General features: G+C 61.9%; 13 protein-coding genes. 10 read left to right on the plus strand and 3 right to left on the minus strand.

Annotation, left to right across the window (positions count from 1 at the left end; translation table 11 throughout):
- Positions 1 to 3: 3 nt before the first annotated feature.
- A complete protein-coding gene (locus tag K3724_RS21220) occupies positions 4 to 774 on the minus strand; it encodes a transporter substrate-binding domain-containing protein (RefSeq protein ID WP_259992835.1) in 771 nt (256 codons plus the stop codon).
- 116 nt (positions 775 to 890) lie between these two features.
- On the opposite strand from K3724_RS21220, the gene K3724_RS21225 reads away from it, so the two are divergent.
- From K3724_RS21225 to K3724_RS21240, 4 genes are read left to right on the plus strand one after another with little or no spacing between them, the layout of a single operon-like run.
- The gene (locus K3724_RS21225; RefSeq protein ID WP_259992836.1) at positions 891 to 1652 is read left to right on the plus strand and encodes an amino acid ABC transporter ATP-binding protein; all 762 of its coding nucleotides are present in this window, start codon (positions 891 to 893) and stop codon (positions 1650 to 1652) included.
- Between the two features lie 15 nt (positions 1653 to 1667).
- On the plus strand, positions 1668 to 2429 hold the full coding sequence (locus K3724_RS21230; RefSeq protein ID WP_259992837.1) for an amino acid ABC transporter permease: 762 nt from the start codon (positions 1668 to 1670) through the stop codon (positions 2427 to 2429).
- A gap of 10 nt (positions 2430 to 2439) precedes the next feature.
- Positions 2440 to 2784, plus strand: a complete 345-nt coding sequence (locus tag K3724_RS21235; protein ID WP_259992839.1) for a carboxymuconolactone decarboxylase family protein — start codon at positions 2440 to 2442, stop codon at positions 2782 to 2784.
- A complete protein-coding gene (locus K3724_RS21240; protein WP_259992840.1) occupies positions 2781 to 3830 on the plus strand; it encodes an aromatic ring-hydroxylating dioxygenase subunit alpha in 1050 nt (349 codons plus the stop codon). Before K3724_RS21235 ends, K3724_RS21240 begins: the two co-directional genes overlap by 4 nt.
- Before the next feature lie 27 nt (positions 3831 to 3857).
- Here the strand turns inward: K3724_RS21240 and K3724_RS21245 are convergent, their stop codons facing one another.
- Positions 3858 to 4961 carry a hypothetical protein gene (locus tag K3724_RS21245; RefSeq protein ID WP_259992841.1) on the minus strand — a complete coding sequence of 368 codons (1104 nt, stop codon included), beginning with the start codon at positions 4959 to 4961 and terminating at the stop codon, positions 3858 to 3860.
- Between the two features lie 147 nt (positions 4962 to 5108).
- Here K3724_RS21245 and K3724_RS21250 point away from each other — a divergent pair, with 147 nt between their 5' ends.
- Complete coding sequence (locus tag K3724_RS21250; protein ID WP_259992842.1) at positions 5109 to 5690, plus strand: carboxymuconolactone decarboxylase family protein; 582 nt, start codon at positions 5109 to 5111, stop codon at positions 5688 to 5690.
- Between the two features lie 3 nt (positions 5691 to 5693).
- Here the strand turns inward: K3724_RS21250 and K3724_RS21255 are convergent, their stop codons facing one another.
- On the minus strand, positions 5694 to 6608 hold the full coding sequence (locus K3724_RS21255; RefSeq protein ID WP_259992843.1) for a LysR substrate-binding domain-containing protein: 915 nt from the start codon (positions 6606 to 6608) through the stop codon (positions 5694 to 5696).
- 139 nt (positions 6609 to 6747) lie between these two features.
- Between K3724_RS21255 and ugpB the strand changes: the two genes are divergently transcribed.
- The 5 genes from ugpB (at position 6748) to K3724_RS21280 (ending at position 11869) form a co-directional block, all read left to right on the plus strand.
- The gene (gene ugpB, locus K3724_RS21260; RefSeq protein WP_259992845.1) at positions 6748 to 8055 is read left to right on the plus strand and encodes a sn-glycerol-3-phosphate ABC transporter substrate-binding protein UgpB; all 1308 of its coding nucleotides are present in this window, start codon (positions 6748 to 6750) and stop codon (positions 8053 to 8055) included.
- Positions 8056 to 8127: 72 nt separating this feature from the next.
- Entirely contained in the window at positions 8128 to 9009 is an 882-nt protein-coding gene (gene ugpA / locus K3724_RS21265) for a sn-glycerol-3-phosphate ABC transporter permease UgpA (protein WP_259992847.1), read from the plus strand.
- The gene (gene ugpE, locus K3724_RS21270; protein ID WP_259992849.1) at positions 9009 to 9860 is read left to right on the plus strand and encodes a sn-glycerol-3-phosphate ABC transporter permease UgpE; all 852 of its coding nucleotides are present in this window, start codon (positions 9009 to 9011) and stop codon (positions 9858 to 9860) included. The genes ugpA and ugpE overlap by 1 nt, the downstream gene beginning before the upstream one ends.
- Before the next feature lie 12 nt (positions 9861 to 9872).
- Positions 9873 to 10928 carry a sn-glycerol-3-phosphate import ATP-binding protein UgpC gene (locus tag K3724_RS21275; RefSeq protein ID WP_259992851.1) on the plus strand — a complete coding sequence of 352 codons (1056 nt, stop codon included), beginning with the start codon at positions 9873 to 9875 and terminating at the stop codon, positions 10926 to 10928.
- Complete coding sequence (locus K3724_RS21280; RefSeq protein ID WP_259992853.1) at positions 10928 to 11869, plus strand: glycerophosphodiester phosphodiesterase family protein; 942 nt, start codon at positions 10928 to 10930, stop codon at positions 11867 to 11869. The genes K3724_RS21275 and K3724_RS21280 overlap by 1 nt, the downstream gene beginning before the upstream one ends.
- The last annotated feature ends 86 nt before the right edge of the window (positions 11870 to 11955 follow it).

Raw genomic sequence — 11955 nt, forward strand, 5'->3', positions numbered from 1 at the left:
GGCCTACAGCCCCCACTTGGCCTGGGTGGCTTCAAAGAAACCGGTGGCTTTCTTCACCTTCACCCAGTTGTTCATGTAGTTGATCCAGACCTGATCATCCTGGGGCAGCAACATTGCAATCGGCGTGGGCGCACGCGGGCCGGTGTCCGGCACCCGGGTCACCGGGAATTTCTCCTCCAGGGTGGAGCCTTCGATGTTGGAGGTGATGAACACATCGGCGCGGCCTGCCAGCACTTCCTGGAACCCGCGTGCAGGTGCTTCGACCACCTTGATATCGGCCTCCGGGAACCATTCGCGCGCCAGTTTCTCAAACGTGGTGCCCAGCGTGGTGGCGACCTTCACCCCCGGCTGGTTGATGGACGCGTAGCCCGAGAAGTTCCCGGCCTTGTCCTTAAGGGTGTACGGGAAGATCTCCACCGCGATATAACTGTCCGAAAAGCCCGCAACCTTCATCCGCGGCGCCGAGATTGAGGCCGAACCGGTCAGATGGTACTTGCCCGCCACCACGCCATTCACCAGGGTTTTCCAGTCGGCCGGCACAAATTCCACCTCAACGCCCAGATCCTTGGCCAGCTCGGCCATGATGTCGATGTCATACCCTTTGTAGCTGTTGGTCGCCGGATCGCGCAGCGTCATCGGGTTCCAGTCGCCCGTCGTGCCAACCTTCAGCACGCCGCTGTCCAGGATTTCGTGCAGCGCCGATTGCGCCTGCGCTGCCCCGGCCAGCGCCACTGACACTGCGGCGGCGGCCACCGCCTTTAGAATATGTTTCATCGGTATCTCCCCGTTGGTGCGTTTTTGGCTGCCTCGGAAAACTAGCAGATTTGATGCTTGATTTAACGGCAACCGGACCGCTAACCTCAAGAAAAATTTTTCTTGGGAAGAAAAATATGCCAGGGAATGCCCAGCCAACGCCCGAAATCGCCATCGAACTTGCTGGTGTCAACAAATGGTATGGCACGTTTCATGTGCTGAAGGATATCAGCCTGACGGTGCGGGCCGGTGAAAAAGTTGTGATCTGCGGCCCGTCCGGTTCCGGCAAATCCACCGTGGTGCGCTGCATCAACCGGCTGGAGGAGCATCAGAAGGGCATCATCCGGGTCGACGGGACCGAGCTGACCAACGATCCGCAATCCGTGGCCGCGATCCGGTCCGAAGTCGGCATGGTGTTCCAGCAGTTCAACCTGTTCCCGCATCTGACGGTGCTGGAGAACCTGACACTGGGACCGGTCAAGGCGCGCGGCCTTTCCAGGGCAGAAGCCGAGGCCAAGGCGATGCACTATCTGGAACGCGTCCACATTCCCGACCAGGCCCGCAAGCGCCCCGGCCAGCTGTCCGGCGGCCAGCAGCAGCGGGTGGCGATTGCGCGCAGCTTATGCATGGAACCCAAGGTCCTGCTGTTTGACGAGCCGACCTCGGCGCTGGACCCGGAGATGATCTCAGAAGTCTTGGATGTCATGGCTGAACTGGCGGTGGACGGCATGACCATGGTGGTTGTCACCCACGAGATGGGCTTTGCCCGCAAGGTGGCCGACCAGATGGTGTTCATGGACGCAGGCGAGATTGTCGAGCAAGGCCCGCCGGAGGAGTTCTTCGGCTCCCCCCGTTCGCCGCGCTGCCAGAAATTCCTGTCGCAGATCCTGCAGCACTGACCGGAAGGATCAAGTATGAAAAAGACCCTGATCCTATTGCTGCCGCTGCTGGCGCTTGCAGGTTGCTCCAGCTCCTCGACCTGGGGCTGGTATGTCATCAACCCGATGACCGCCAGCGGCTGGGTGAACGTGAAATTCCTGATCTCAGGCATGGGCGACACCATCCTGATCTCGGTGATTGCCGCCGCGATCTCCATCGGTCTTGGCCTGATCGTTGCCCTGCCCGGCCTCGCCAAAAGCCGCGGCTGGCGGATGGTGAACCGGGTCTATGTAGAGCTTGTCCGCTCGATCCCGCTGCTGCCGATGCTGTTCTGGGTGTTCTACGGCTTGCCGATCATCTTCCGCGAAATGGGGATGAACGTGCCGATTGATCCGTTCTGGGGCGCCATCATCACCCTGGCGCTGTCCGACAGCGCCTTTACCGCCGAGATTTACCGTGCCGGTATCCAATCGATTGCCAAGGGCCAGACCGAAGCGGCCCAGACCATCGGCCTCAACTACCCGCAGACGATGCGCTATGTGATCCTGCCGCAGGCAATCCGCCGCATCCTGCCGCCGCTGGCAAACCAGTTCATCTACATCGTCAAGATGAGCGCCTTTGCCTCCGTCATCGGCATGCAAGAGCTGACCCGCCGCGCCAATGAGCTGGTGGTCAGCGAATACCGGCCGCTGGAAATCTACACCCTGTTGATCCTGGAATACCTGGTGCTGGTTCTGATCATCAGCGCCGGCGTGCGCTGGCTGGAACGCCGCATGGGATCGGACGAAAGAGGCTGAGGAGAAACAAATGGACTGGAAAACCTTCATGGCCGGGACCGAGGCCGACATCAGCACCTTCTCCAAGGAGGTCCCCGGCACTGTGCGCGGTTTCGCCACCATGGGCCAGGCCGCCAAGAAAGACGGCGCGCTGAGCGAGAAGACCAAGGAATTCATCGCCCTGGGCATCGCCATCGCCACCCGATGCGACAGCTGCATCGGCTTTCACGTGCGCTCGCTGGTGCGGCTGGGTGCGACGCGGGAGGAACTCTGCGAAGCGCTGGCCATGGCCACCTATATGGGCGGCGGGCCGTCTTATGCCTACAGCGCCAAGGCGCTGAAGGCCTTTGACGTGTTCTCAGAGGGGCAGTCATGAGACCGGATCTGATCGGCGGCGAGGGCTATCTGCAGAACTGCTGGTATGTGGCAGGGCGCAGTGAGGATTTCGGGCGCGAACTGACCGCCCTCACCATGCTGGAAGAGCAGATCGTGATCTACCGCGACACCCAAGGCATGGCCATCGCGCTGGAGGATGCCTGCCCGCACCGCAAGCTGCCGCTGTCGCGCGGCACCATCGAGGGCGACCATGTGGTCTGCGGCTACCACGGGCTGACCTTTGACTGCAGCGGCGAATGCGTGATTGCCCCGACCCAGCTCGACAACCCGCCGCGCCGCGCCGCGGTGCAGTCCTACCCGGCAGAGGACCGCTGGGGCTTCCTGTGGCTGTGGATGGGCGATCCGGAGCAGGCAGACCGGGGCCGGATCATCGACATCCCCAATTTCGACAATCCGTCCTGGGGCAAAACGCAAAAGGGCGCGATGGAGATGGCCTGTCATTACCTCTACATCACCGACAATCTGCTGGACCCCAGCCATGTCGCTTGGGTGCATCTGACCTCCTTTGCCGGGGCCGGGACCGACAACCGTCCGCTGGACCTGGAGGAGACGGAGGACGGCGTCATCGTCTCCCGCTGGGTGCTGGATGAGGCGCCGCCGCCCTATTACAAGGACATGCTGCCCTTTGGCCCGACCTGCGACCGCAAGCAGCATTACGAATGCCGCCTGCCGGCCACCGCAATCAACATGTCGGTCTATGCGCCCCAGGGCGAAGGCGGCAAGGATGTGCCCCAGTCGCCGAATGCTTTCGTGAACATCTCCTACAACTTCATCACCCCGGTGGACGGCGGGCGCTCGCGCTATTTCTGGTTTCAGCACCGCAATATGCATGCCGGCGACGCGGCACTGTCGCAGCGCATGTTCGACGGCGCCATCATGGCCTTTACCGAGGATAAGGAGGTGCTGGAATACGTCCAGACCGGCATGGCGAAACGCAAGACACCCTATATCAACCTCGGGCTGGACGCTGGCGCGATGCGCTTCCGCACCCGCGTCGCCCGGCAGATCAAGTCCGAGGCAGGCTGAAAGCGAAGCCGTTTCCCGCGCCGGATTTCAGCCGGCAAGCCGCCCGCCCGGCCCCTGCCCCACCGCTTGCGCAGGCGCGTCAAACACCGCCCGGATACAGGGGAATTGCGCCAGAACGTCCGCCCCGCCCGGCACCAGATGCGGGTCGAACACACCATCCATCCAGACCGCCGCGCCGTCCACTTCGATTGTCGGATCCAGCACGTTCAGCGAAATCTCCCCCGGTGCGTAATGCCCGCAAGTGTGGAAATGCATCAGCCGCGGGTTGCCAAAGGCCGCGCCGCTCCAGCGTTCGTAATTCTCAGCTGCCGCCATGCCATAGGCACAGCCCGGATGGATACCGGCATGCCAGGAATGCATGGTCATCGGATCCAGACCGAACTGCTGCCCCACGCGTGCGTAATGCATCCGGGCGCAATGCACGTCCATCTCATCGCCCTCGAACCGTTGCAAAACGCTGCCCTCGAAATGCACCGCCAGCGGCTGCCGCAGATCGCAGCCGTAGGGGTCATAGAATTTCGAGCCGGTCCCCACTAGGAACCCATCCTGCATCACCACCCCGGAAAACCCCTGCACGGGCACCGGCGCAAAGACTGACATCGGAAAGCGTGTGACGGCCACATCCGCAGCGCCGGATTTGGGATAAGCCGCACCCGGCCCGCTGAAGTCCGTGCCCAGCGGACAGGTCACCCGGATATGCTGCGCCGACGCCATCAGCGCATTGACCGCATCTTTCAGCGCCACAAACCCCTGATAGTTCGCGCGGCCAAAGCCGGAGGCCAGCATCCCCGCATCCAGCGCATAAGACATGATCGGGCGGATCCCCTGCATTTCCGCATTGAACCGGATTTGATCACCGCAGCGCGACAGGAACAGCACCCGGTCCGCAGCCTTCATCCGTGCCACCAGGTCAGATTGCAGCGCGGCGCCCATCGGATCAAACGGCAGCATTTCGGCCTGTGCCTTGATCCCTAGCGCACGGGCACTGTCCAGCACCGCCCCGGCAATCGCCGCGTCGTAATAGCCGCTCGCAGGATCTTCCTGCAGGATCAGCAGATGGTCCCCGGCGCGCAAGCCGCCGCAGGTCACCAGCAGATTTTCGGCGCCCCTGCGCAAACCCGCATCCTGCATCCCGCAATTCTCCCTCTGGATCCTCACGCGGATGTTACCCGCAGCCGCCCCCTCCGATCCAGAGAAATTTCACGCCAGTAGAATTTTCTACTGTCATTCAGGACGTCCCTTCCCCTATCCTGCCCCCGGAAACCGCGGAGAGAGCATATGAGCGCATGGATTGAGATGATCCCGGACGAAAAGGCCACAGGGCGGCTTAAGGAATTGCTGGACAAGGCGCGCACGCCGCATGGCACCGTCGACACCGTGATGCGGGTGCATTCGCTGCGGCCCGAAACGATGAACGGCCATGTGACGCTCTACCGGTCAGTGCTGCACTCTGACGACAATCAACTGCCGTTCTGGTTCCTGGAAGTCATCGCCAGCTACACCTCGATCCTGAACGATTGCAGCTATTCGCTGACACATCATTTCATGAACGTGCGCAACCTGCTGAAAGACCAGCCGCGCAGCGACCGGATCTTTACCGCGCTCAAGGCCCACCGCCCCGAGGATGCGTTTCAGGGCAAGGAACTGGCCCTGCTGCGCTATGCGGCCAAGCTGACCACGGATGCGGGCAAGATGGTGAAATCGGATTTTGAGGTGCTCAAGATCGCGGGCTGCGACGATGGCGAGATCCTGGAGGTGAACCAGGTCTGCGCCTATTTCAACTATTCCAACCGCCTGCTGAACGGCCTTGGCGCCACCACCGAAAATGACGTGATCGGCTATTACAAGGGCGGCGAATAACCCTCAGCCCCGCGCCATGTCCAGATCGGCGCGGAACGGCGCCAGACTGTTGGTAAAGGCGTCCAGAAAGTCCAGCGCCAGCAGCGACCGGCTGCCCGACACCGGCCGCAGGATCGACAGCCGGTGATGCAGCTCGGGGGCGAAGGGCACGATGGCAATGCCCTGGCCGCGGAACTGCTCGGCATCCAGGGCGCTGACCACGGATGCCCCTTGCCCCTGGCCAACCATGATGCAGGCGGTGGAAAACTGCCGCACCTCGATCCAGCTGTTCAATTCCACCCCGGCCTCGGAAAACGATTTGTGCAGCTTGCGGAAAAACGGGCTGTCGCGGCGGGTGTGGATGATCTTGCGGTGCTGCAGATCGCGGGGCGTGATAACATCCTGTTCTGCCAGCGGGTCATCCTGCGGCAGCACACAGACAGTGCGCACCGGAATGTCGATGTTTTCCACTGCCGGATGGGCAGCAAACCCGTCGGTGATGCCGCAGTCGTATTGTTCGCCGATGATCCATTCCAAAATCCGCTCGGGCCGGTCCGGCTCCAGCGTCAGCCGCACGCCGGGGCGGTGCTCCAGGAACCCGGCCAAGAGCTTGGGCAAAAGCGCCGTGGCAAACCCCGGCAGACAGGCGATGCGCAGATGGCCGGCGGTGCGCTCGGTCAAGTCCCGGTTGAGTTCCTCCAGGTGGTTCAGACTGTCGAACACCCGGCCCACCTCAGACAGAAGATAGCGCGCCTCAGACGTGGGAATCAGCAGCCCGTCCTTGCGGGTGAACAGATCCACCGCCACTGTTTTTGAAAAATCAGACAGCAGACGGCTGGCGGCCGGCTGGGAAATCCCCAGGCTTTCAGCGGCGCGGGTAACAGAGCCTGTACGGGCAACGGCCTGAAAAGCCTCAAGCTGGCGGAGTTTGAATTTCAAGGGGTTAGCCGCTTTCCAAGCAAGAATGACACGCCATCGCATAACATCATGTTATGAAATTTGTCAAAAAACTTTTGCTTGAATTATCTTTCCCGCCGGACAAAAGCTATCGCCATAGCCAACCTTGGGAGAGAAGCTCATGCCGATCAAATCCATGCTCTGCGCCTCGGCCGTTCTGGCCGTTGCTGGCAGCACCGCATTTGCAGAAACCGAAATTCAGTGGTGGCACGCCATGGGCGGCACCAATGGCGAACGCGTCAACAAGATCGCCGCAGACTTCAACGCCACCCAGGACGACTACAAGGTGGTGCCCGTCTACAAGGGCAACTACACCGAAACCATGACCGCGGCGATTGCCGCCTTCCGCGCCAAGGAACACCCGCAGATTGTGCAGGTCTTCGAGGTCGGCACCGCCACCATGATGGCCGCCAAAGGCGCCATCTACCCGGTTGAAAAGCTGATGAACGACGCAGGCGAACCGTTTGACGGCGACGCCTTCCTGCCTGCGGTGGTATCCTACTATGAAACCCCCGAGGGCGAGCTGCTGTCGATGCCCTTCAACAGCTCCACCCCGGTGCTGTGGTACAACAAGGACGCGCTGGACGCAGCCGGCGCCGCGGTTCCGACCACCTGGGACGAGGTCAAGACCGCCTCGCAGAAGCTGGTTGATAACGGCATGAAATGCGGCGTCTCCTTTGGCTGGCAGTCCTGGGTGATGATCGAGAACTTCTCGGCCTGGCACAACCTGCCCACCGGCACCAAGGAAAACGGCTTTGCCGGGTTCGACACCGAGCTGACATTCAACAACGCACAGGTTGCCGCGCGACTGGATGACGTCGCTTCCATGGGCAAGGACGGGTTGTTTGTCTACGGCGGCCGCCGCGGCGACAGCCTGCCGATGTTCACCAACGGCGAATGCGGCATGTGGATGAACTCCTCGGCCTATTACGGCTCAATCTCCTCGCAGGCCCAGTTCGAATTCGGCCAGTCCATGCTGCCGCTGGATACCAGCATTGCCGATGCGCCGCAGAACTCGATCATCGGCGGCGCCACCCTGTGGGTGCTCGAGGGCCATGACGAGGCGGAATACAAAGGCACCGCCAAGTTCCTGACCTATCTGTCCTCGCCCGAGGTGCAGTCCTGGTGGCACCAGGAGACCGGCTATGTGCCGATCACCACTGCGGCGTATGAACTGTCCAAGGAACAGGGGTTCTATGACAGCAACCCGGGCACCGACACCGCGATCAAACAGCTGAGCCTGAACACCCCCACCGCCAACAGCCGCGGCCTGCGCTATGGCAACTTTGTTCAGGTCCGCGATGTGATCAACGAAGAGCTGGAAGCGCTGTGGGGCGGCGAGAAAACCGCACAGGACGCGCTGGATGCTGCAGTGTCGCGCGGCAACGACCTGCTGCGCCGGTTCGAGCGCACCGCCAACCCGTCCTAACCCATCCTGACGACCTGTCCCTGCCGCCCCTTCCCCGGGGCGGCGGGGCCGCTTTCCTGACTGGGGCCCTTCATGCTCAAACGGGTGCATTTCCCAACCTCGGCGCTGCCTTACCTGCTGGTCGCCCCGCAGATCCTTATCACGCTGGTGTTTTTCATCTGGCCCGCCAGCCAGGCGATGTATCAGTCCTTCCTGATCGAAGACGCCTTTGGCCTTGGCACCGAATTTGTCTGGTTCGAGAATTTCGAAATCCTGTGGTCGGACAGCCATTACCTAGCCAGTTTTCAGCGTACCGCAGTGTTCTCATTGCTGGTGGCGGGGCTGTCGATGGGCGTGGCGCTTCTGCTGGCGGGCTTTGCCCAGCGGGTGGTGCGCGGCGCGATGTTCTACCGCACCCTGCTGATCTGGCCCTATGCTGTGGCCCCGGTGCTGGCCGGGGCGCTGTGGGTGTTCATGTTCAACCCCACCCTTGGCATTTTCCCTTATTTCCTGGAATTCGCAGGCATCACCTGGAACCACTATCTGAACGGCAATCAGGCGATGGCGCTGGTGATCCTCGCCGCGGCGTGGAAGCAGGTCGCCTATAACTTCCTGTTCTACCTTGCCGCCATGCAGTCGATCCCGAACTCGGTGATCGAGGCCGCCGCCATCGACGGCGCAGGCCCCGCACGCCGGTTCTGGACCATCATATTCCCGCTGATCTCGCCCACCACGTTTTTCCTGCTGGTGATCAACATGGTCTACGCCTTTTTCGAGACCTTCGGCATCATCCACGCCGTCACCCAGGGCGGCCCCGGCACCTCAACCACCATTCTGGTCTACAAGGTGTTCAACGACGGCTTTGTCGGCCTCGACCTTGGCGGCTCCGCGGCGCAGTCGGTGGTGCTGATGGTGCTGGTGATTGCCATGACCGTGGTCCAGTTCCGTTTTGTAGAAAGAAAGGTGGCATACTGATGGTCGAAAACCGCCCCCTGGTTACCTTCCTCACCCATCTGGTGCTGGTGCTTGGCGTTCTGGCGATTGCCTTGCCGGTGTGGATCACCTTTGTCGCCTCCACCCATGACCAGCTGCGCATGAACCAGGCGCCGCTGCCGCTGTGGCCGGGGGAGTATTTCCTCGAGAACATGAAGCAGACCCTGTTCGGCTCCGGCCTCAGCGGGACGGAGACGGCGCCGGTCTGGCTGATGCTGCTGAATTCCCTGGCTATGGCGCTGATGATCTCCACCGGCAAGATCGCCATTTCGCTCTTGTCCGCCTTTGCCATCGTCTACTTCAAATTCCCGTTCCGCATGGGGTTTTTCTGGATGATCTTCATCACCCTGATGCTGCCGGTCGAGGTGCGGATCCTGCCCACGTTTGAGGTGGTCGCAAACCTTGGCATGCTGAACAGCTACTGGGGCTTGTCGATCCCGCTGATCGCCTCCGCCACCGCGACCTTCATGTTCCGCCAGGTGTTCCTGACCGTCCCGGACGAGCTGCTGGAAAGCGCCCGTATCGACGGCGCCGGGCCGCTCCGGTTCTTCTTCGACATCCTGCTGCCGCTGTCGCGCACCAATATCGCGGCGCTGTTTGTGATCTTGTTTATCTTCGGCTGGAACCAGTACCTCTGGCCGCTGCTGATCACCACCGACACCTCGATGACAACCATCGTGATGTCGATCAAGCAGATGCTGGAAGCGGCCGAGCAAAGCCCGCAATGGAACATCATCATGACCACGGCCCTTCTGGCGATGATCCCGCCGGTGTTTGTGGTCATCGCAATGCAAAAGCTCTTTGTGCAGGGCTTGACGGAAACCGATAAGTAAGGCGCGCGGGAAATGGCAGACATTCAACTCACAGATCTGGTGAAGTCCTACGGCCCGACCGAGGTGCTGCACCATGTCGAAGGCAGTATCAACGATGGCGAATTCATCGTCATCGTCGGCCCCTCGGGCTGCGGAAAATCCACCCTGCTGCGGATGGTGGCGGGGCTGGAAAGCGTGACCTCCGGTGAAATCTCCATCGGCGGGCGCCGAGTGAACGAGCTGGAGCCCTCGGCGCGCGACATCGCCATGGTGTTCCAGAATTACGCGCTGTATCCGCATATGTCGGTGCGCCAGAACATGGCCTACGGCCTGAAAATCCGTAAACTCCCCAAGGACGAGATCAACCGCCGGGTTGAAGAGGCGGCGGAGATCCTGGAGATTAAACAATACCTTGACCGCAAGCCGCGCCAATTGTCGGGCGGCCAGCGCCAGCGGGTTGCGATGGGCCGCGCCATTGTGCGCGACCCGCAAGTGTTCCTGTTTGACGAACCGCTGTCGAACCTGGATGCCAAGCTGCGGGTGCAGATGCGGCTGGAAATCCGCAAGCTGCAGCAGCGCCTGGGGGTGACCTCGATCTATGTGACCCATGATCAGGTCGAGGCGATGACCCTGGGCGACCGGCTGATGGTGCTGAACGGCGGCTATGTCGAGCAATTCGGCACCCCGATTGAGCTGTATGACCATCCGGCTTCGGTGTTTGTGGCGGGGTTCATCGGCAGCCCGGCGATGAATTTCCTGCCTGCGGATCTGAACGCCGGCCGCGCCACCCTGCCCGATGGCACAGTGCTGGCTGTGTCTTCCCGCCGCAACAGCGCCGTTACCCTTGGGCTGCGCCCCGAACATCTGGCGGACGATCCCGCAGGCCCGATCGCGCTGCAGGTGGAGCTGCTGGAGCAGCTGGGCGCCAACACTTTGATCCACGGGCACCTGCAGGGCACCGAACACGCCCTGACCGCCAGCGTTCCAGGCCACGCCAGCGACAGCATCGGCAGCATCCGCCGCTTTTCGGCCACGCCCGCGCTGACACATCTGTTCGATACCGCCTCCGGCAAGCGTCTGGCGGACTGATGGCCTTCCCCCAGATCCCTGCCTTTGCCGCAGCGCCGGGCGTGATCCGGCTGATCGGCCACCGCGGCGCCCGCGGCGTGCTGCCGGAAAACACCATGGAGGGTTTTGAGTTCGCCCTGAAAACCGGGGTGGAGCTGTTGGAGCTGGACGTCACCGCCACCAGCGACGGGGTGGTTGTGATCACCCACAACCACCATCTGACCCGGTCGATGGTCCGCGATGGGAACGGCAATTGGCTGCAAGGCGCGGAACCCAAAGTCTCTGCCCTCAGCTTTGCGGACTTGCAGGATTACGATGTGGGCGGACTGGATGGTGCCAGCGCCTATGGCCGCCGGTTCCCCGATCAGGCCTTCCTGACCGGCCTGCGCATTCCCCGCCTGGCGGACCTGCTGGCGCTGCTGCAGCAGCCGCAGCATCAGGACGTGCATCTGCTGCTGGAAATCAAATCCGACCCGGACCTGATGGAGGACACCGCCGCGCGCCAAACACTGGTCGAAGCAGTAGTGTCAGAAGTGCGCCAGGCCGGGATGCAGCCCCGCACCGTGCTGCACAGTTTTGATTGGGACCTGCTGGCCCTCTGCCAGCGGGCTGCACCTGAAATGCCCGCTTCCTTCCTGACCCAGCTGCCCAAGAACGCCGCCGACGCGGGCGAGGATTCCTCCAAGGCGGTGAACCCGGTGGCGAGCTGCACCGCTTTGGACCTGCCCGACCGCGTTGCCGCCGCCCGGGGGCGGTTCTGGTGCCCCTACTACCTGGACATCACAGCGCAATCCTTGGCCCGTGCCCGCGAACTGGGACTGCTGACGGTTGTCTGGACAGTAAATGAACCGCAGGACATCGAACGAATGATAACCCTCGGCGTGGATGCAATCTGCACAGACTATCCGGGGCGGGTGCAGCGACAGCTGCTGATGCACGGCCTGCACTGGCGCAACAGGTAAAAAGGGCCGCTCTCTGGTACGGAAAACGGCCCAGGGGAATTGATTGTAATGGGCTGCAATCCGCACCGGATTGCTGCCCTTTCTCT

The sequence above is a fragment of the Leisingera sp. M658 genome (assembly GCF_025144145.1).
Classification (GTDB): domain Bacteria; phylum Pseudomonadota; class Alphaproteobacteria; order Rhodobacterales; family Rhodobacteraceae; genus Leisingera.

Bases quoted from the DNA above. Each gene is read 5' to 3' on its own strand.
- K3724_RS21220 (WP_259992835.1), bottom strand. From the start codon at position 774: ATGAAACATATTCTAAAGGCGGTGGCCGCCGCCGCAGTGTCAGTGGCG.
- K3724_RS21225 (WP_259992836.1), top strand. From the start codon at position 891: ATGCCAGGGAATGCCCAGCCAACGCCCGAAATCGCCATCGAACTTGCT.
- K3724_RS21230 (WP_259992837.1), top strand. From the start codon at position 1,668: ATGAAAAAGACCCTGATCCTATTGCTGCCGCTGCTGGCGCTTGCAGGT.
- K3724_RS21235 (WP_259992839.1), top strand. From the start codon at position 2,440: ATGGACTGGAAAACCTTCATGGCCGGGACCGAGGCCGACATCAGCACC.
- K3724_RS21240 (WP_259992840.1), top strand. From the start codon at position 2,781: ATGAGACCGGATCTGATCGGCGGCGAGGGCTATCTGCAGAACTGCTGG.
- K3724_RS21245 (WP_259992841.1), bottom strand. From the start codon at position 4,961: ATGCAGGATGCGGGTTTGCGCAGGGGCGCCGAAAATCTGCTGGTGACC.
- K3724_RS21250 (WP_259992842.1), top strand. From the start codon at position 5,109: ATGAGCGCATGGATTGAGATGATCCCGGACGAAAAGGCCACAGGGCGG.
- ugpB (WP_259992845.1), top strand. From the start codon at position 6,748: ATGCCGATCAAATCCATGCTCTGCGCCTCGGCCGTTCTGGCCGTTGCT.
- ugpA (WP_259992847.1), top strand. From the start codon at position 8,128: ATGCTCAAACGGGTGCATTTCCCAACCTCGGCGCTGCCTTACCTGCTG.
- ugpE (WP_259992849.1), top strand. From the start codon at position 9,009: ATGGTCGAAAACCGCCCCCTGGTTACCTTCCTCACCCATCTGGTGCTG.
- K3724_RS21275 (WP_259992851.1), top strand. From the start codon at position 9,873: ATGGCAGACATTCAACTCACAGATCTGGTGAAGTCCTACGGCCCGACC.
- K3724_RS21280 (WP_259992853.1), top strand. From the start codon at position 10,928: ATGGCCTTCCCCCAGATCCCTGCCTTTGCCGCAGCGCCGGGCGTGATC.